This is a genomic window from Actinomycetospora sp. (genome assembly GCF_036497585.1).
Taxonomy (GTDB): Bacteria; Actinomycetota; Actinomycetes; order Mycobacteriales; family Pseudonocardiaceae; genus Actinomycetospora.
On record NZ_DASXJD010000196.1, the window covers coordinates 1 to 18,496 of the forward strand.

An 18,496-nucleotide genomic window follows, 5' to 3' on the forward strand; every position below is an offset into this window, starting at 1 on the left:
CCCCCCTGAACGGCGCAGAGCCCCCTCGCACCGTGATGAAAGGTAAAGGCGATCACTCGTCCGAGCGATCGGCCATTCGGAGCAGTCCGGGGTCACACGTGGCAGGAACGCTGTGCCGGGGAACGATGGTGAGGTGAGCACGAACCCGTTCGACGCCGTCCTCCTCCTGTCCTTCGGCGGTCCGGAGGCTCCGGACGAGGTCCGGCCGTTCCTCGAGAACGTCACGCGGGGCCGGGGCGTCCCGCCCGAGCGGCTCGACGCCGTCGAGGAGCACTACCACCACTTCGGCGGCCGCTCGCCCATCAACGACCTCAACCGCGAGATCATCGCCGCGCTCCGTCGCGAGCTCGCGACCGCCGGGTACGACCTGCCGGTCTACTTCGGCAACCGCAACTGGCACCCGTTCGCCGAGGACACCGTCACCGAGATGGCCCGCGACGGCGTCCGGAACGCGCTCGTGTTCGCGACCAGCGCCTACGGCGGCTACTCGGCCTGCCGGCAGTACCACGAGGACATCGCGCGGGCCCGGGCCGCCGCGGCCGAGCGGCTGGGCGACGAGTCCGCGGTGCCGGACCTGACCAAGCTGCGGCACTTCTACGACCACCCGCTGTTCGTCGAGGCGGTCGCCGACGGGGTGCGGGCCGCGCGGGAGACCCTCGACGCCGGTCTCGACGCCCGTCTCGTCTTCACCGCGCACTCGATCCCGGTCTCGGCCGACGAGACCGCGGGGCCGCCCGAGGAGGGCGGGCACCGCTACTCGCGGCAGGTCGGCGAGGCGGCGCGGCTCGTGGCCGACGAGCTCGGTGCCGCCGAGCACGACCAGGTCTGGCAGTCCCGCTCGGGGCCGCCGCAGATCCCCTGGCTGGACCCCCAGATCGAGGACCACCTCGACGCCCTGGCGGCCGACGGGGTGACCGACGTGGTGGTGAGCCCGGTCGGGTTCGTCTCCGACCACATCGAGGTCGTCTTCGACCTCGACACCGAGCTCGCCGAGCAGGCCGACAAGCTCGGCGTCCGCATGGCCCGCGCGGCGAGCGCCGGCTCCGATCCGCGCTTCATCCGCATGATCGTCGAGCTCATCGCGGAGCAGGTCGACGGTGTCGCGGTGCGGGAGCTCGGGGACGGGCCGCGTGGCGGGGTCGGCTGCAACGGCACGCTGTGCGCGCCCGGCTGCTGCGAGCCCGCGGCCCGGCGGCGCCCGGCGAGCTCCACCTGAGACGAGCGAGCGTCACCCTCGCTGCTTCTCAGTGCGCGAGAGTGCCGCTCGCTCGTCTCAGGGGGAGGGCTCAGGCCGCCGTCAGGACCCGGACCGTCTCGGCGACCGCGGCCACCCGCGCGGCCCGGACGGCGGTCGCGAGCGGACGCAGCGCATCGGTGCGGGCGAGCGCGCTCGCCGAGGTGAGCGCGCCGCCGGGATCGTCCCCGGAGGCGGCGACGAGGATCGCCTCGACCTCGTCGGCGTGCTGCAGCACCCGCAGCGGGCGCCCCGGGGTCCCGGCGGGCCAGGTCGGCTGGGGACGGGCGCGCAGCGAGGCCGCGATCTCGTCGCGCACCCCGGCGCGCGGCCGCGCCACGTCCATCTCGGCCAGGGTGGTGGCGGCCTCGCGCACGCCGGTGCGCAGGTCGTGCTCGGCGTCGGTGAGGCTGGGGTGCGCCTGCGGCGGGACCTCGTCGACGACGTGGGCGGTCCAGCGCAGCACCCCGTCGGCGACCACGGAGGGGACGACGGCGAGGCCCGCGCCCGGGAACACCGCGCACTCGCCCGCCGTCAGCGCCGAGGTCCGCAGCGTCTCCGGGCCGGGCAGGCCCCGGACGTCCCCGGCGACGGGGAGGACGACCCGGGCGTCCAACTCGCCCCCGGCGCAGCGACGGCGCAGCAGCACCAGCAGTGCGGCGAGCCCGGCGCCCGCGCGGTCCGGGGTCGGCAGATCGGTCTCCGCGGCGACCCCCGCGTCGGCGGCCACGACATCGTGGGCCTCGGACCACGGGGCGAGCGCGTCGAGGACGTCGTCGGCGGCGGCCGCGCCGGCGATCCACGCCGCGCCCCACACCGCCAAGGAGGCACTCGCAGCAGGCATGCGCACCAGCCTAAGCAGGTGTTCGGCGGGCCGACCACCGCGCCCGGGGCACCGGCCGCCGGAGGACGCGTGTCGCGCCGCCGTCCGGGTACGGACCGCCACTACCGTCGTCCCCCGTGGCGAGAACGCAGGGCCGCGGCATGAACGGCTCCACCGGCGACGCGGGCTTCCGCACGACCGGAGGCCTGGGCCGGCAGGCATCCGGCCCCCGCAGCGGCGGCCCGTCCAGCGGCGCCGGCCGCTCCGGCGGGCTCCCCGGCCTCACGAACCACCGTCCCACGCAGGAGATCGTCACCGTCGAGGCCGAGCCCGGCCTCGTCGTCGAGGACGCCACCGGGAGTTTCTGCGGCGCGGTGATCCGCGCCGACGTCCGCGAGGTCGTCCTCGAGGACGCCGCCGGGCGTCGTCGCCTGTTCCCGATGAAGCCCGCCTCGTTCCTCTTCGAGGGCCGGCTCGCCACCCTGACCCCGCCGCGCCCGCGGGAGTCGCCCGAACAGCAGCGCTCGGCGTCGGGATCGGTCCGCGGCGACGACCGGCGCGCCAAGGTCGCGAGCCCGCACCGCATCTGGGTCGAGGGCGTGCACGACGCGGCCATCGTCGAGCGGGTGTGGGGCCACGACCTGCGCGTGGAGGGCGTCGTCGTCGAGCCGCTGCACGGCGCGGACGTGCTGGTCGAGGCCGCGCAGGAGTTCGCCCCCGGCCCGGACCGCCGGCTCGGGGTGCTCGTCGACCACCTCGTCACAGGCTCGAAGGAGACGCGGATCGCGGAGGGGCTCCGCCGTGACCTCGGGGCCGCCGCCGAGCACGTGCTGGTGCTCGGCCACCCCTACGTCGACATCTGGGAGGCCGTGAAGCCCGCCGCCGTCGGCATCCGGGAGTGGCCGACGATCCCGCGCGGCATCGAGTGGAAGAAGGGTGTCTGCGCGGCCCTGGGGTGGGGCGACGAGCGCGACGGGGCCCGGCGTGTGCTCGGGGCGGTGTCGACCTGGAACGACCTGCAGACCCCGCTCATCACGGCGATGGAGCAGTTGATCGACTTCGTCACCACGTGACGCCGGATGGGGCACACTAACGGTGTGATCCCGCTCATCTGGGCGATCGCGGGAGTGGTGCTCGTCGTCGCCGAAGTCCTCACCGGGGGCTTCGTGCTGCTCATGCTCGGCGCCGCCGCCCTCGGGACGGCGGCCGTCTCCGCGGCCGGGGTCCCCCTGGGGCCGGACCTCGCGGTCTTCGCGGTGCTCTCCGCCCTGCTCGTCCTCGTCGCGCGGCCGGCGGTCCGCCGGCGGGTCCTGGCACACGACGCGGTGAACACCGGGGCCACCGCGCTGCTCGGCACGCGGGGCGAGGTCGTCGAGGCCGTGGCCGCCGGATCCGGCACCGTCCGGCTCCGCGGCTCCCTCTGGTCGGCCCGATCGCTGCACGACGACGACCTCCCGACCGGCACGGCCGTCGTCGTCGTCGAGATATCCGGGGCGACGGCCGTCGTCACCCCCACCGAAGCCTGAACCATCCGCAGAGCGGGGGAGGAGCGATGGACGTGTCCGTCGTCGTCATAGTCCTCGTGGTGCTCGTCGTGATCCTCGTGGTCACCACGATCGCCAGGAGCATCACCGTCGTCCGGCAGGCCGAGGCCGCCGTCATCGAGCGCCTGGGCCGCTACCAGCGCACCGCCGAGCCCGGCCTGACGCTGCTCGTGCCCTTCATCGACCGCATCCGCGAGCGGGTCGCGCTCTGGGAGCAGGTCGTCTCGTTCCCGCCCCAGCCCGTGATCACCCAGGACAACCTGACGGTCTCCATCGACACCGTCGTCTACTACCAGGTCACCGAGCCCCGCAACGCCGTCTACGAGATCAACGACTACATCAACGGCGTCCAGCAGCTCACGACGACGACGCTGCGCGACGTGGTCGGCGGGATGAGCCTGGAGCAGGCGCTGACCTCCCGGGAGACCATCAACACCGGGCTGCGCCGCGCCCTCGACGACGCCACCGGGCCCTGGGGCCTGCGGGTGGTCCGCGTGGAGCTCAAGGCGATCGACCCGCCGCCGTCGATCCAGGACTCCATGGAGAAGCAGATGCGCGCCGACCGCGAGAAGCGCGCCATGATCCTCACCGCCGAGGGGCACCGCGAGGCCTCGGTCGCCGAGGCGCAGGGCAACAAGCAGGCCGCCATCCTCAACGCCGAGGGCGCCAAGCAGGCGGCGATCCTCGAGGCGGAGGCCGACCGCCAGTCGCGGATGCTGCGCGCCCAGGGCGAGCGGGCCGCCCGCTACTACCAGGCGCAGGGGCAGGCGAAGGCCATCGAGAAGGTCTTCGCGGCCATCAAGGCCGGCAAGCCGACTCCCGAGCTGCTGGCGTACCAGTACCTGCAGACGCTGCCGCAGATGGCGCAGGGCGACGCGAACAAGATGTGGGTAGTGCCGAGCGACTTCGGCAAGGCGCTGGAGGGCTTCACCCGCATGCTCGGCGCCCCGGGTGAGGACGGGGTGTTCCGCTTCCAGCCCTCGCCGGTCGACGACGAGACCGCCGCGAAGCGCGCCGGGGACGCCGACGACGACGTCGCCGACTGGTTCGACACCCGCACCGACCCGGAGATCGCGGCCGCGGTGGCGAAGGCCGAGGCGATCGCCACGCAGGGTGTCGCGGGCGCCGGGTCGAACGGGAGCCCGACCACGGGCGACCACTAGCCTGGGGACATGCTGGACCGCGCCGCCGTCGACTCCCTCTTCCCGCCCGACCTGCCGGAGACGGCCGAGTGGGAGCAGCGGTACCCGGCCCGCGACGTGCCGTCCGGGGCGTTCGTGACGCGGTTCGGGCCCAGCCCCACCGGGTTCGTGCACATCGGCGGGATCTACACCGCGATGGTGTCCCGCGACCTCGCGCACGCCTCGGACGGCGTCTACTTCCTCCGGATCGAGGACACCGACCAGGCCCGCGAGGTGGCCGGGGCCGACGCGCAGTTCGCCCGGGCGTTCGACGCGTTCGACCTGCGTCCCGACGAGGGGCCGACCTCGCGCACGGGCGACGACGGCCCCTACGCGCCCTACCGCCAGTCCGAGCGCAGCGCGATCTACCTGTCGTTCGTGCGCGAGCTGATGCGCCAGGGCCGCGCCTACCCGGACTTCGCGACCAAGGACGAGCTCGCCGAGATCTCCGAGCGGCAGCGGACGCTGAAGCTGCCCACCGGCTACTACGGCCGGTGGGCCCCGTGGCGCGACGCCGACGACGACGAGGTGCGCCGCCGGCTCGAGGCCGGCGACCCGTACGTCGTTCGGTTCCGCTCCGAGGGCCGGGTCGGCGAGCGGGTGGCGTTCACCGACCGGCTCCGGGGGCGCGTCGAGGCCGAGGACAACCACAACGACGTCGTCATCCTCAAGACCTCCGCCACCCTCGACACTGGGGGCCTCCGGCTGCCGACCTACCACTTCGCCCACGCCGTCGACGACCACCTCATGCGGACCTCGCTGGTGGTGCGCGGCGACGAGTGGCTGTCCTCGGTGCCGACCCACCTGCAGCTCTTCGCCGCGCTCGGCTTCCCCCAGGTCGAGTACGCCCACCTCGCGCCGCTGATGAAGCAAGAAGGGAGCTCGCGGCGCAAGCTCTCCAAGCGCAAGGACGCCGAGGCCTCGGTCGACTTCTACCTCGAGGCCGGCTACCCCGCCGAGGCCGTCCTGGCCTACCTGCGCGGCCTGGCGAACGCGCGTCTGGCCGAGCTCCCGGTGCCCGAGGCGCTCGCCACCCCCCTGCGCCTCGACGACTTCCAGGCGGCCGGCCCGCTGGTCGACACCGTGAAGCTCGCCGACATCTGCGCCGACTTCGTCGCGACGCTGCCCGCCCCCGAGGTGCTCGCGGCCGTGCGGGGATGGGCGGCGACCTACGACCCCGAGCTCGTCGAGGTGCTCGACGAGCACGAGGCGCTGGCGCTGGCCGCGATCGACGTCGAGCGGATCGGGGTGGAGAACCCGCGCAAGGACCTCGCGCGCTGGTCGGACTTCCGCAGCGCGTACGGATTCTTCTTCCCGGCGCTGTTCACCGACGTCACCGACCCCGCCGACGAGCGCTTCAACGGCCTCGCCCCCGAGATCGTGCACGCGCTCGCCGCCGACCTCGCGGCCGGCTACACCCACGAGGGCGACCAGCCGACCTGGTTCCAGCAGATCCGCGACCTCGCCGAGAGCCACGGGTTCGCGCCCAACCCGAAGACCTACAAGAAGGACCCGGACGCCTTCCCGGGCATGCTGCGCGACGCCGCCAACGTGATCCGCGTACTCCTCACCGGGGCGCAGCGCAGCCCGGACCTGTACGAGGTCACCCGGGTGCTCGGGGCGGACGAGGTGGTGCGCAGGCTGGGGGCGCTCGGGCGCTGAGGGCGATTCGTGACGAACGCCCCGTGGTGGCCGGATGATGGAGTCCCGACCGCCTGATCTCGGCGGCGGCGCCGCTACGGCGGCCCGGTTCGTCGTGTGAGCCGCCTCAGAGCGTGAGCACGCCGCGGGCCACCGTCGCCGCCGCGCCCGCCGTCGCCACCGCCAGCACGAGACGCCGGCCCGCGACCGGGCCCAGGCGCCGCGACACCGGACCCCCGGCCGCCACCCCCACGACCAACGCCGCCGCGCCGGCCCCCCAGACCGCGACCGGCAGCGTCGGGACGCCCTTGACCAGCAACGACGTCACGTTGATCGCCAGCAGCACGACCTGCGCCGTCGCGACGAAGCTGGTCCGGTCCCAGCGCCGGGCCATCCCGTAGGCCGAGATCAACGGGCCGCCGACCCCCGCGGCGGCGTTGACGAAGCCCGCGGCGACCCCGGCCCCGACCGCGCCCGGGAAGCCGCGGAGCACGACCCCGGCCTGGGGCAGCGCCGCCAGCGCGATCCCCAGCAGCGCGAGACCGCCGACGACGACCAGCAGCGGCCCCTCGGGGAGCCTGCCCACCAGCAGCGCCCCGGCGGGCACCCCGACCGCCGCGCCGAGCAGCAGCGCACCGGCCGCGCCCCAGCGGGTGGTCCGCCACGTCCCGATCAGCACGAGCAGGCAGAGCACGATCTGCAGGGCGTTCCCGAACGACACCCCGTCCTGCGGCCCGAGCACCGCCACGAGGAACGGCGCGGCGACGAGGGCGAGACCGAGGCCGGTGGTGCGCTGCAGCGTCGCGCCCCCGGCGACCGGGACCGCGACCAGCAGGGCGGTCACGACCGGGCTCACGCCCGGCATCGTCCCGCACGAGGGCGGGCGCGCGCTGCACCCGGAGACGACGACGGGCCCCGGCACCACCTCTGGTGCCGGGGCCCGTCGCGCGTGACGTACCGGCGATCAGCCGCCCGAGGTCGAGCTCCCGCTGCCCGACCCGCCGCTCGAGCCGGAGCCGCCGCTCGAACCACTGCCGTCGGACGAGCCGCTGCCGTTCGAGCCGCTCCCGCCGCCGCTCGTGCTGGTGCCGGAACCGGTGCCCGTGCCGCTGGTCGAGCTGCCCTCGGTCGAGGTCCCGGTCTGCTTCTCCGGGACCGCCGGGCAGGCCGGCGTGGTGGCCGTGGCCGGGGTCCCCGGCACGCAGGCGGTCTGGCCGGTCTGCCCGGTCTGGCCCGCCGTCCCGGCCGTGCCGGGAGTACCGGGCTGCCCGGCCGTGCCGTGACCCTGCTGCCCCGTCGTGCCGGTCTGCTGCGCGTTCTGGGCGTTCTTCTGCGCGTCGCCGCCGATCGTGCCGTTCGCGTTCTGGAACGTCTTGTCGATCTTCGCGTCCGGCGGCGGGGTGTTGTTGCCGTTCTGGTCGACCTTCCCACCGTTCGGCAGGTCGACGTCGGCGCGCGGCGTGCCGTTCGGGTTGAACACCTGGGTGCTCGGGGGCTGGGTGAACGAGCCGTCCGGCCCGACCACGGCGCCCGCCGGGATCGTCGTCGTGGACCGCGGCGTCCCGTTCGCGTTGAGGATCTGGACCTTCCCGTCCTTGCCGGGCGTCACGATCGTCACGGAGCCGTCGTAGTTGAACACCACCACCTGTCCGTTGTTGAGCACCTTCGTCTGGCCGTCCACGATCTGCCCGTTGATGACGATCGGGTTCCGCGTGGTCCCGTCGACGTTGAGGATCACGCCGTTGGGCAGCTTGTGCCCGCCGTCGGGCAGGGTCTGCGTGTTGGGCGGCAGATCGGCCACGACCTTCGGCGGCACGACCTTGCCGTTGGCGTCGAGGATGCGGCCGTCGGAGAGCGTGACCGTGCCGTCGTAGTTGCGCGTGGCGGTGAGGACCAGCTGGCCCCCCGCCGTCGTCGGCGGACCCGGGTTCGGCTTCGGGTTCGGGTTCGGCGGCAGCGGCTTCGGGCTCGGGGTGTTGGTGCCCGGGTTGACCACGATGATCTGGGTCTGCGGCGCCGGGGCCGGCGTCACGACGATCGTGCGCTCCTTGACCCAGCCGTTCCACGGCAGGCCGACGTACGAGCCCGAGTTGTTCGACGCGGTCGGGGCGCCCAGCGGGTCGCCGTTGTAGCACTTGACCGTCGGCTCGCCGTAGCTGTTGACGAGCACCGCGGTCCCGGCCTGCAGCACCGCCGGATAGGGCTGGAACTGCCCGCTGCCGTACCCGTACTCGGTGACCGCGGTGTCCGCCCGCAGCGTCACCGCGTCCAGGCTGTTGACGAACCCGCCGACGCCGTTCGCGTCGATGCCGAGCGGCTTCGCCCACGCGGCGGCCTTGGCCGGGTCCGCGGTGACCCGGTTGACCAGCGACGCGGTGTCACAGGACGCCTTCGCGGGGTCCTGGGCGTAGAGCCCGCCCGTGTTGCCCGGCTGCGTCCCCTGGGCGTTGGCCGGGGCGACGACGCCGGCCGTGTCCTGGCCGACGGGGGCCGTGAACGGCGAGGGCCCGGCGGTCGAGGTGGCCTCCAGCTGCACCTGGGCGGCCTGGGCGCTCGAGGTCCCCCACAGCGCGAACCAGGCGACGCCGCCGACGACGAGCAGGGCAACCACGCCGACGGCGATCCAGATGCGCGCCCGGGAGTGCCCCGTCCGCGGCGGCTTCCCGCCGAGGGCGGGAGGCGGCGTCCCGGCGCCCGTCCCCGGCGGCGGCCCGCCGGGCCCGGTCGGACCCGGGATGCCGCCGCTCGGCGGGCCCCACTGCTGCGGCACGGGTGGCGCCGTGTGCGGGGTGGTGGCCGACGTCGCCGCGCCGAACCCCCCGGTCGCCCCGGGTGGCGTCGCCCCTCCGCCGCCACCCAGCGGCGAGTACCTCGGCGTCCACCCCGACGGGTTCATCCCGCCCGGCGACGAATCCTGGCCCATCCCGGCCCTCCCCACCCTGACCCCGGCCTGTGATGACACACGTCACCTGTCGCCGGGGACGATGCCGCTGCGGCACCGGCCGGTATGCCGTAGTGCACTACTGCACTTCGGAGTGGATCATCTCGACCACGCTGCGTGGTCAGGGTCCGGAGGATCTACACGTTCATCGCGACGTACTTGATCTCCAGGTACTCGTCGATGCCCACGTCGCCGCCCTCGCGGCCCAGGCCGGACTGCTTCCAGCCGCCGAACGGCGCGCCGGCGTTGGAGACCATGCCCTGGTTGAGGCCCACCATGCCGGCCTCGAGCCGCTCGGAGAGCCGGATCGCCCGCTGCAGGTCCCGGGTGTACAGGTAGCTCACGAGGCCGAACTCGGTGTCGTTGGCGGCGCGGACCGCCTCGTCGTCCTCGGTGAAGGTGAAGACCGGCGCGACCGGGCCGAAGATCTCCTCCTTGACCAGCCGCGCCGAGGTGGGCACGTCGGCGAGCACGGTGGGGGGGTAGAAGTAGCCGGCGCCGTTCGGCACCTGGCCGCCGGTGCGGACCTTGGCGCCCTTCTGCACGGCGTCGTCGACCAGTTCGGCGACCTTGTCGCGCTGGTCGGCCTCCACGAGCGGGCCGACCTCGACGCCCTCGTCCACCCCGCGCCCGATCGTCATCGAGCCCATGCGGTCGGTGAGCTTCTTCGTGAACTCCTCGGCGACGTCGGCGTGGACGTAGAACCGGTTCGCCGCGGTGCACGCCTCGCCGATGTTGCGCATCTTCGCGAGCATCGCGCCGTCGACGGCGGCGTCGACGTCGGCGTCCGCGCACACGATGAAGGGTGCGTTGCCGCCGAGCTCCATCGAGGTCTTGAGCACCTGCTGCGCGGACTGCTCGATGAGCTTCTGGCCGACCTCGGTGGACCCGGTGAACGACAGCTTGCGGAGCCGGGGGTCGGCGATCAGCGGGCCCATCACCTTGCCGGTGGACTTCGTGGTCACGACGTTGAGCACGCCCTCGGGCAGCCCGGCCTTGGCGAGGATGTCGGCGAGCTTGAGGATCGTCAGCGGCGTCAGGGCCGCGGGCTTGATGACGACGGTGCAGCCGGCCGCGATCGCCGGTCCGATCTTGCGGGTGCCCATGGCGAGCGGGAAGTTCCACGGCGTGATGAGCAGGCACGGGCCGATCGGCTGGCGCATCACGAGCACCCGGCCGCTGCCGGTCGCGTTCACCTTCCACTCCCCGGAGATCCGCACCGCCTCCTCGGAGAACCAGCGGAAGAACTCGGCGGCGTAGGTGATCTCGGCCTTCGACTCCGCGAGCGGCTTGCCCATCTCGAGGGTCATGAGCATCGCGATGTCGTCGGCCTGCTCGGTGACCATCTCGAAGGCGCGGCGGAGGATCTCCCCGCGGTCGCGGGGGGCGGTGGCCGCCCACTGCGCCTGCGCCTTGTGCGCGGCGTCCAGCGCGGCCATGCCGTCGTCGGGGGAGGCGTCGGCCACCTCGCAGAGGATCTCGCCGGTCGACGGGTCCTCGACGGGGAACGTCTTCCCCTCCGCGGCGTCGCGCTCCCGGCCGCCGATCAGCAGCTTCTTCGGGACCTCCTCGACGATCCGGCGCTCCCGTGCGGCGTCACCCATGGCGTGCTCCAGCTCCCCTCGACCGCTCCCGACCCCGCGGCCCGCCCGGTCGGTTCGGCCGGTGAGGTGCCCCGTCGGTCCGCCCCCCACACCGGGAGGCCGCGCGCCGCGCCGATGGGCGGCTTCCTGCTTACGCTCGGTGCCGTGTTCTCCCCCCGCACGGCGTTCTCCCCCCACCCCGTCGTCGCCGCCCGCCCCGACCTGCCGTCGCGCGTCCCGGAGGACAGCGGGTCGGCGGTCGTCGTCGGGGGCGGGATCGCGGGCGTGAGCGCCGCGCTCGTCCTCGCCGAGCGCGGGGTGCCGGTGGAGCTGCTCGAGGCGGCCCCGACCCTGGGGGGCCGGCTGGGGACGTGGCGGCGCACGCTGGCCGACGGCAGCCCGGTCACCGTCGAGCACGGCTACCACGGCTTCTTCCGGCAGTACTACACGCTGCGGGCGATCCTGCGCCGCCTCGACCCGGATCTCGGGTTCCTGCGCGACGTCGGCGGCTACCCGATCGAGGGCCGTGACCCGGCGTGGGCCGCCGAGGACTTCACCGACCTGCCGCGGGTGCCGCTGGCCAACCTGGCCGCCCTGGTCTGGCGCTCGCCGAGCTTCCGGCTCCGGGACCTGCGCAAGGTCGACGGCCGCGAGGCGGTCGAGATGCTGCGCTACGACCCGGTGACCACCTTCACCCGCCACGACCACCGCACCACCGCCGACCTCCTGGACTCCCTGGGCTTCTCGGAGCGGGGCCGGGCGATGCTCTTCGAGGTCTTCGCGCACTCCTTCTTCAACACCGAGCAGCGCTACTCCGCCGCGGAGTTCCTCGCGATGTGCCACTTCTACTTCACCGGCAATCCCGAGGGCCTCGGGATGGACGCCCCCCGCGACCAGTACGCGACGACGCTGTGGGAGCCCTTCACCCGCCTGCTGGAGAAGCACGGGGCGACGGTGACGACGGGGGCGCGGGCCACCGTCGTCGTCAACGGCCCGTCCGGGTGGTCGGTCGGGGTGGCGGACGGCCCGACGCGCACCGCGCGGCACCTCGTCGTCGCCACCGACGTGCCCGGGACGCGGGCGCTGTTCGACCGGTCGCCGGGGTTCGCGACGACAGCCCCGCGCCTGGCCGGGCAGGTGGCGGAGCTCCCCGGCGGCGAGCCCTACGTGGTGGCGCGGCTGTGGTGCCGTGGCGACGTCGACCCGTCGCACGCCCCGTTCACCGGCGTCACCCGGGAGCGCGTGCTCGACTCGGTGACGCTCTTCCACCGGCTCGAGGCGGAGTCGGCTGCCTGGGCACGGCAGGCCGGCGGGTCGGTGATCGAGCTGCACTCCTACGCCTGCCCGCCCGAGGAATCGCTGGACGACCTGGTGGCGGCCATGCGCGCCGAGCTGACCGCGCTCTGGCCGGAGTTCGCGGGGCTCGAGGTGCTCGACGTCGACGCCCACCGCTACACCAACGCACCCGGCTTCGACCCCGGCTACCACCCGCGCCGTCCCGGCGTGCTCACCGACGCGCGGGGGCTGCGCCTGGCGGGGGACTGGGTCGCCAGCGACGTGCCGTCGGCGCTGATGGAGCGCGCCGCCCTCACCGCGGTGCTGGCGGCCAACGACGTCCTGCGTGAAGAGGGGGCGGCCCCGGAACCGGTCCGCTCGATCGCGCCGCGCGGCATCCTCGCGGGACGCACCCGGACGTGATCACCGGCAGGCGCTAGGGTGCTCGCGCACCGCGTGTCGAGCGACGAGGAGAGAACTGCGTGCGAACCCGACGGACGGCGTCCTCGGCCAAGGTGGGAGCGGTGGCAGTCGTGGCGGCCGCGGCGGCCGGCGTGCTCGCGGGCTGCACCTACTCCGCCGAGCCGGCGCCGGACCAGCCCTCGAGCCCCAACGGCTACTCCACCTCGGGCTTCCCGGCCCCGGGGCCGGCCCCGACCCCCGGCGCGATCACGCCCGCCCCGGTGCAGCCGCCGCAGCCGTCGAACGCGCCCCGCCCGGCCGCCGGCCCGACCCCGACCCGCGGCCCCGCCGAGACCGGGACCCCGGCGGCGCAGGGCGGCTGATCCCCGCCGCCCCGATCTGAGCGAAGGGCACCTTCAGTCGATCTAGCCGTTCAGGGGCGCCCCTCGCCGGAATCCCTGACCGGCCCCCGATCTGAGCGAAGGGCACCTTCGGTCGATCTAGCCGTTCAGGGGCGCCCCTCGCCGGAACGTCGACCCCTCAGCTCGGATCGGCCTCCGGCCCGTCCTCGCCCGCCGGAGCGCTCCGCCGCCGCCCGCGCGCCGACACGATCACCCCGATCGCGCCCAGCGTGCCCGTCACCAGCAGGATCGCGATCATCCCGGGCGACGTCCCGCCGGTGACGGCGTCCCCGAGCAGGACCACCGCCGCCGTCCCGGGGACGAGCCCCACCACCGTGCCGATCATGTACGCCGGCCAGCCCACGCTGGTGACCCCGAGGGTGTAGTTGAGCGGCGCGAACGGGAGGCCGACCAGACGTGTCGAGGTCACCGTGAGCAGCTCGCGTTCGCAGAGCCGCTCCTCCAGGGCCCGCACCCGGTGCGGCCCGAGCCGGGCGATCGCCCGCCCCCCGAGCCGGCGCGCGATCGCGAAGCCGAGCAGCGCGGACACCATCGACGCGCCGACCGCGAGGGCCAGCCCCCACACCGGCCCGAACATCAGCCCGGCCGCGAGGGTGAAGGCGGTGCGGGGGATCGGGGTGGTGGTGACGATCGCGTGTGCGAGGAAGAAGACCAGGGGAGCGGTGGGCCCCAGTCGGATCGCCCAGTCCCGCAGCTCGAGCGGCGACGGCAACGGGACGGTGAGCGCCACCACCAGGGTGACGACAAGCGCCCCGAGCAGCAGCAGCGCGCGCGTCCGGTTCCGCACCCCTCCGAGGGTAGTCAGGCGACCCGGGCGAACAGGCCCTGGTACTCACGGACGACGCCGCGGGGATCCACGGTGAACAGGAAGGAGCCGTAGGTCGGGTCGGCGTAGACGTACCGCTGACCGTCGGCGTCGTCCGGCTCGCGCCGGTAGGTCTGGGTGACCCGCGCGACGGCGAGCGAGGGGACGTCGAGCCACGCGACGTCCACCGAGCGCTCCTCGTCGACGTCGAGCCCGAGCCGGGCCACGACGAGCGTGTTCGTCAACGGCGAGATCGACACGTCCACGTCCGCACAGCCCTCGAGGTCGGCCCAGTCCCGGCCGTCGAGCGTCCAGTGCCCCAGGGCGTCCGCGGTGAGGGTGACGCGGTCCAGCCCGTCGCTGCCGAGGACCTCCACGAAGCACGACCGGGTGCGCCACCCGGCGTCGACCACCACGGAGAAGCGGGTCGACCACGGGCGCGGCGCCTCCTGCTCACCGATCGGGCCGGTGTCGTCCGGCGAGTCGGTGCCGATCGCCGCGCCGTCGAGGAGGAAGGCGCCGTCCGGGTGGTCCGGGGTGGGCTCGAGCTCGGAGATCACGCCGTGCACGAGACCGTGGGGCTCGTCCAGACGACGCCAGAGTGCGGAGATCGGGGCCACCGCGCCATCGTGGCACGATCGGATCCGACGAAGACGATCAGTCGGACACGAGAGCACAGGGGTGAAGGTGAGCGAGCCGCAGGACCGTCCCCGCGACGACCGGGGCGCCGACCGGGACCCCGACGCGGTGGCGCCCTGGGACCCTTCCCGTGCCACCGGCGCCGGGGACGGTCCCGCCACCCCGTCGCCCGCACCGCCGCCCGCCCCGCCGCCCGCCCCGCCCCCGCGGCATCCGGGCAAGCCGGCGGACCCGTGGGGGTTCGGGGGACCGGTGGCGGTGCCGCGGCCGGGCATCGTGCCGCTGCGGCCCCTGACCCTCGGCGAGCTCCTCGACGGCGCCTTCCGGTACATCCGCGCGCACCCGCGTGTCGTGCTCGGCATCTCGGCGGTCGTCGCGGTGGTCACGGTGCTGGTCCAGGCGCCCTTCCAGTCGCGGTTCGGGGCGTCGCTGCAGGGGCTGGCCTCCTCGAGCGGCACCGGCGCCCCCGACCTCGCCCAGCTGGGCGGGGTGCTCCGCGGCGCGGCCACCCTCGCCGGCGTCGGGTTGCTGCTCGGGCTGCTGGCCAACACCGTGCTGACGGGGCTGCTCGTCGTGGTGCTCAGCCGCTCGGTGCTGGGCGCGCCGATCGTGGCGCGCGACTGCTGGGAGGCGGCCCGGCCGCGGCTGCCGGGGCTGCTCGGCGTCGTCGTCCTGGTCGCGGTGGCGACGGTGCTGGGGTTCCTCGTGCCGCTGGTCCCCGCCGGTGTGCTGGCCCTCGTCGGGGCCCCGGCGGGCGCGACGGCGGCGCTGACCGTCCTCGGTCTGCTCGCCGGGATCGTGCTCGCCGTCGTCGTCGCGGTCGGGCTCGCGCTGGCCGCGCCCGCCTACGTGCTCGAGGGCGGCGGGGTGGTCGCGGCGCTGCGACGGTCCCCGGCGCTGGTCCGCGGCCGGTTCTGGCCGATCCTCGGCATCCTCCTGCTGACCGCGGTCATCGTGACGATGGTGGCCGGGATCGTCGGGATCCCGTTCAGCGTGGTCGCGACCGGGGTCGGGCGCGCGATCGGGGAGACGGACCCGTACGCGCCGCTGCCGCTGCTGGTCACCTCGATCGGCACCGTGGTCGGCGCGACGCTGACGACGCCGTTCCAGGCCGGCGTCACCGGCCTGCTCTACATCGACCAGCGAATGCGCCGTGAGGGATTCGACGTCGAGCTGCAGCGGGCGGCCCGCGGGCGGGGCTGAACCCGTCTCCACCCGACCGTCACTCCGGTCGGGTCACCGCGTTGGACCGTCCGACGGATGCGGATCTCGCGGGACGGTGGACATGAGCGGCGCGGGGCGGGGCCATGTGGAACTCGTGGTGGCGGTCGTCGGGCTGGTGATCGCCGCCGTCCTCCTGGCGATCAGCCTGTTCTTCCTCGTGACCCATCGCGGGGCCCACCGGACGTTCGGCCTGGCCAGCGCCGTCGCGATCGTCGGGACGGTCGGGCTCCTCAGCTTCATCTGAGCTCAGGCGGGCGCCGGTCGCCCCCGGGCGAGGCTCGCGGCCTGCTCGAGGTCCACCGGGTGGACGAGCGGGTCGGTGTCCCGCAGGAGCGTGGCGAGCTCGTCGTCGGTGATCGCGTCCATGACGGTGTCCCCCGGATCAGCGGGCCGCCGCGGGAGTTCGTCGGCGCCCTCCCCGTCGAGGGTTCGACGCCGGGCGCGGCCGGGCAAGGCCTCGTCCGTATCCGGTCACACGCGGCGGAGCCGCACGCTCGACGACACCACGAGCACGCTGGACAGGGCCATCGCCAGCCCGGAGATCAACGGGCTGAGCAGGCCGAACGCGGCGAGGGGGATCGCCGCGACGTTGTAGCCGAACGCCCAGACGAGGTTGCGGCGGATCGTGGTCGCCGTCCGGCGAGCGAGCTCGAGCGCATCGGGGACGGCGGCGAGGTCCTCGCGCACCAGGATGACGTCGGCCGCCTCGAGGGCCACGTCGGTCCCGGCCCCGACGGCGAGCCCCAGGTCCGCGGCCGCGAGCGCGGGACCGTCGTTGATCCCGTCGCCGACCATCGCGACCCGGGCCCCGTCCCGCTGCCGCGCCGCGATCGCCTCGACCTTGTCCGCCGGCAGCACGTCGGCGACGACGTCGTCCACGCCGATCGCCGCGCCCACCGCTTCCGCCGCGCCCGCCCGGTCGCCCGAGAGCAGCACGGTGCGCAGCCCGGCCGCGCGCAGCCGGGCGATCGCGGGCGCGGCCGACGGCTTGATCTCGTCGCCCAGCTCGAGCACGGCGACCGCCGAGTCGTCGTGCTCCACGACCACCAGCGTCGAGTCCGCCGCCGGCTCCGGCGCCCAGTCGGGCAGCCCGAGTGCCGCCGAGGGCCGCCCCAGACGCACGGCCACGCCCTCGACGGTCCCGCGCGCCCCCAGTCCCGGCAGCGCCTCGAAGTCCTCGACGGGCGGCAGCACCCCGCCCTCGTCGCGCGCCCGGGCCGCCACCGCACGGGCGACGGCGTGCTCCGAGGAGTCCTCCACCGCGCCGGCCAGCCGCAGCACGCGGACCGGGTCCTCGCCGGGGGCGAGGTGCACCGCGCGGACCGTCATCGCCCCCGTCGTCACCGTGCCGGTCTTGTCGAGCACGACGGTGTCGACGGTGCGGCTCGACTCCAGCGCCTGGTGGCTCTTGAGGAAGATGCCTTCGCGGGCGCCGCGGCCGGAGGCCACGAGCATCGCGGTCGGGGTCGCGAGACCGAGCGCGCACGGGCACGCGATGACCAGCACCGACAGCGCCGCCGCGAAGATCTGCCCGGCGTCGCCGCCCGCCAGCCACCAGCCCACGGCGGTCAGCACGGCGAGGCCGATCACCACCGGCACGAAGACCGAGGAGATCCGGTCGACCAGCCGCTGGACCGACGCCTTCGACGCCTGGGCCGACTCGACCAGCCGGATCATCCCGGCGAGCTGCGTCGCGGACCCGACCGCGATCGCCGTCACCACGAGCCGCCCACCGGTCGCGACGGTGCCGCCGGTGACGGCGTCGCCGGCCGCCACCTCGACCGGCACCGTCTCGCCGGTCAGCATCGAGCGGTCGACCGCGGACGCCCCGGACTCCACGACGCCGTCGGTGGCGATCTTCTCGCCGGGCCGCACCACGAACCGGGTCCCGACGGCGAGGGCGGACGCCGGCACCCGGGTCTCGCTGCCGTCGGGCAGGAGGACGGCGACGTCGCGGGCGGCCAGCGCCGCGAGGGCGGCGAGCGCGTCACCCGCCGAGCGCTTCGCCCGCGCCTCGACGTAGCGCCCGGCGAGCACGAACGTCGTCACCGCGGCGGCGACCTCGAGGTAGAGCGGCCCGACCGGGTCGAGGAACACCGAGAGCGCGCCACCGGCGGCCGGATCGGGGAGGTGCCCCAGCAGGATCGAGCCCAGCGACCAGACCGTCGCGGCCACGATCCCCAGCGAGATCAACGTGTCCATCGACGACGCACCGTGCCGGGCGTTCACCACCGCCGCGCGGTGCAGCGGCCACGCCGACCACCCGACCACCGGCGCCGCGAGCGCCACGACCACCCACTCCCACCCGGGGAAGCGCGCGGCGGGCAGCACGGAGAGCACCAGCGGCACGTCGACCATCGGGATGAACAGCACGGCCGCGACGACGAGGCGGCGCCAGAGGTCGGCGACGCGGTCGTCGCGGGAGGGCACCCTGGCCCCCCTGTCGGCGTGCTGCCCTTCCCGGTCGGGACCCTCCTCCGGAGCGCGCAGCGGCGTCGCGCCGTAGCCGAGCTTCGCGACGACGTCGACGACCGTCCGCCGGTCCACCGCCGGGTCGCGCAGCACGGTCGCGCGCTCGGTGGCGTAGTTCACCGTCGCCGAGATCCCGTCGACCTTGTTCAGCCGCCGCTCGATCCGGGAGGCGCACGCCGCGCAGGTCATCCCGGTGAGCAGGAAGTCCTCGGCGGGCTCCTGGGCGCCCGGGCGGTCCTGCGCGTCGACGGCGAGCGCCGCCGTGTCGGTCATGCTCCGATGGTGCGCCCCCGGCGCGGGTGCGCGCACA

Annotated in this window: 16 protein-coding genes; 9 read left to right on the forward strand and 7 right to left on the reverse strand. The window is 74.7% G+C overall.

Going from position 1 to position 18,496, the window contains the following annotated elements; translation table 11 throughout:
- The first annotated feature begins 133 nt into the window (after window positions 1-133).
- Window positions 134-1,216 carry a ferrochelatase gene (locus tag VGH76_RS18700; RefSeq protein ID WP_331558222.1) on the forward strand — a complete coding sequence of 361 codons (1,083 nt, stop codon included), beginning with the start codon at window positions 134-136 and terminating at the stop codon, window positions 1,214-1,216.
- A gap of 70 nt (window positions 1,217-1,286) precedes the next feature.
- Here VGH76_RS18700 and VGH76_RS18705 read toward each other — a convergent pair whose 3' ends face one another.
- Window positions 1,287-2,078, reverse strand: coding sequence for a hypothetical protein (locus VGH76_RS18705; protein ID WP_331558223.1), 792 nt, complete (start codon window positions 2,076-2,078; stop codon window positions 1,287-1,289).
- Between the two features lie 140 nt (window positions 2,079-2,218).
- Here VGH76_RS18705 and VGH76_RS18710 point away from each other — a divergent pair, with 140 nt between their 5' ends.
- Genes VGH76_RS18710 through VGH76_RS18725 form a run of 4 tightly spaced genes read left to right on the forward strand, consistent with a single transcriptional unit; the run spans window position 2,219 to window position 6,444 of the window.
- Complete coding sequence (locus VGH76_RS18710) at window positions 2,219-3,130, forward strand: DUF3097 family protein (protein WP_331558285.1); 912 nt, start codon at window positions 2,219-2,221, stop codon at window positions 3,128-3,130.
- Window positions 3,131-3,154: 24 nt separating this feature from the next.
- The gene (locus VGH76_RS18715) at window positions 3,155-3,583 is read left to right on the forward strand and encodes an NfeD family protein (RefSeq protein ID WP_331558224.1); all 429 of its coding nucleotides are present in this window, start codon (window positions 3,155-3,157) and stop codon (window positions 3,581-3,583) included.
- A 26-nt stretch (window positions 3,584-3,609) separates the two neighbouring features.
- Window positions 3,610-4,764 carry an SPFH domain-containing protein gene (locus VGH76_RS18720; RefSeq protein ID WP_414637757.1) on the forward strand — a complete coding sequence of 385 codons (1,155 nt, stop codon included), beginning with the start codon at window positions 3,610-3,612 and terminating at the stop codon, window positions 4,762-4,764.
- Window positions 4,765-4,773: 9 nt separating this feature from the next.
- Entirely contained in the window at window positions 4,774-6,444 is a 1,671-nt protein-coding gene (locus VGH76_RS18725; RefSeq protein WP_331558225.1) for a glutamate--tRNA ligase, read from the forward strand.
- A gap of 106 nt (window positions 6,445-6,550) precedes the next feature.
- Here VGH76_RS18725 and VGH76_RS18730 read toward each other — a convergent pair whose 3' ends face one another.
- The 3 genes from VGH76_RS18730 to VGH76_RS18740 all read right to left on the reverse strand — a co-directional run bounded on the left by VGH76_RS18730 (window position 6,551) and on the right by VGH76_RS18740 (window position 10,968).
- Window positions 6,551-7,279, reverse strand: a complete 729-nt coding sequence (locus tag VGH76_RS18730; RefSeq protein WP_331558226.1) for a TSUP family transporter — start codon at window positions 7,277-7,279, stop codon at window positions 6,551-6,553.
- Between the two features lie 108 nt (window positions 7,280-7,387).
- On the reverse strand, window positions 7,388-9,346 hold the full coding sequence (locus VGH76_RS18735) for a DUF6777 domain-containing protein (RefSeq protein WP_331558227.1): 1,959 nt from the start codon (window positions 9,344-9,346) through the stop codon (window positions 7,388-7,390).
- Between the two features lie 155 nt (window positions 9,347-9,501).
- Window positions 9,502-10,968 carry an NAD-dependent succinate-semialdehyde dehydrogenase gene (locus tag VGH76_RS18740; RefSeq protein WP_331558228.1) on the reverse strand — a complete coding sequence of 489 codons (1,467 nt, stop codon included), beginning with the start codon at window positions 10,966-10,968 and terminating at the stop codon, window positions 9,502-9,504.
- 144 nt (window positions 10,969-11,112) lie between these two features.
- Here VGH76_RS18740 and VGH76_RS18745 point away from each other — a divergent pair, with 144 nt between their 5' ends.
- Both VGH76_RS18745 and VGH76_RS18750 read left to right on the forward strand, forming a co-directional pair.
- A complete protein-coding gene (locus VGH76_RS18745; RefSeq protein ID WP_331558229.1) occupies window positions 11,113-12,645 on the forward strand; it encodes an FAD-dependent oxidoreductase in 1,533 nt (510 codons plus the stop codon).
- A 101-nt stretch (window positions 12,646-12,746) separates the two neighbouring features.
- Window positions 12,747-13,007 (forward strand): hypothetical protein, encoded by a 261-nt coding sequence (locus tag VGH76_RS18750; RefSeq protein ID WP_331558230.1) that lies wholly within the window; start codon window positions 12,747-12,749, stop codon window positions 13,005-13,007.
- Between the two features lie 157 nt (window positions 13,008-13,164).
- Here the strand turns inward: VGH76_RS18750 and VGH76_RS18755 are convergent, their stop codons facing one another.
- Window positions 13,165-13,833, reverse strand: coding sequence for a TVP38/TMEM64 family protein (locus VGH76_RS18755; RefSeq protein WP_331558231.1), 669 nt, complete (start codon window positions 13,831-13,833; stop codon window positions 13,165-13,167).
- Window positions 13,834-13,847: 14 nt separating this feature from the next.
- Window positions 13,848-14,471: a putative glycolipid-binding domain-containing protein gene (locus tag VGH76_RS18760; protein ID WP_331558232.1), complete on the reverse strand. Its 624-nt coding sequence runs from the start codon at window positions 14,469-14,471 to the stop codon at window positions 13,848-13,850.
- Between the two features lie 67 nt (window positions 14,472-14,538).
- On the opposite strand from VGH76_RS18760, the gene VGH76_RS18765 reads away from it, so the two are divergent.
- Window positions 14,539-15,693, forward strand: a complete 1,155-nt coding sequence (locus tag VGH76_RS18765; protein WP_331558233.1) for a hypothetical protein — start codon at window positions 14,539-14,541, stop codon at window positions 15,691-15,693.
- An 82-nt stretch (window positions 15,694-15,775) separates the two neighbouring features.
- Entirely contained in the window at window positions 15,776-15,958 is a 183-nt protein-coding gene (locus tag VGH76_RS18770) for a hypothetical protein (RefSeq protein WP_331558234.1), read from the forward strand.
- 227 nt (window positions 15,959-16,185) lie between these two features.
- Here VGH76_RS18770 and VGH76_RS18775 read toward each other — a convergent pair whose 3' ends face one another.
- Window positions 16,186-18,459 carry a heavy metal translocating P-type ATPase gene (locus VGH76_RS18775; protein WP_331558235.1) on the reverse strand — a complete coding sequence of 758 codons (2,274 nt, stop codon included), beginning with the start codon at window positions 18,457-18,459 and terminating at the stop codon, window positions 16,186-16,188.
- Between the last annotated feature and the right edge of the window lie 37 nt (window positions 18,460-18,496).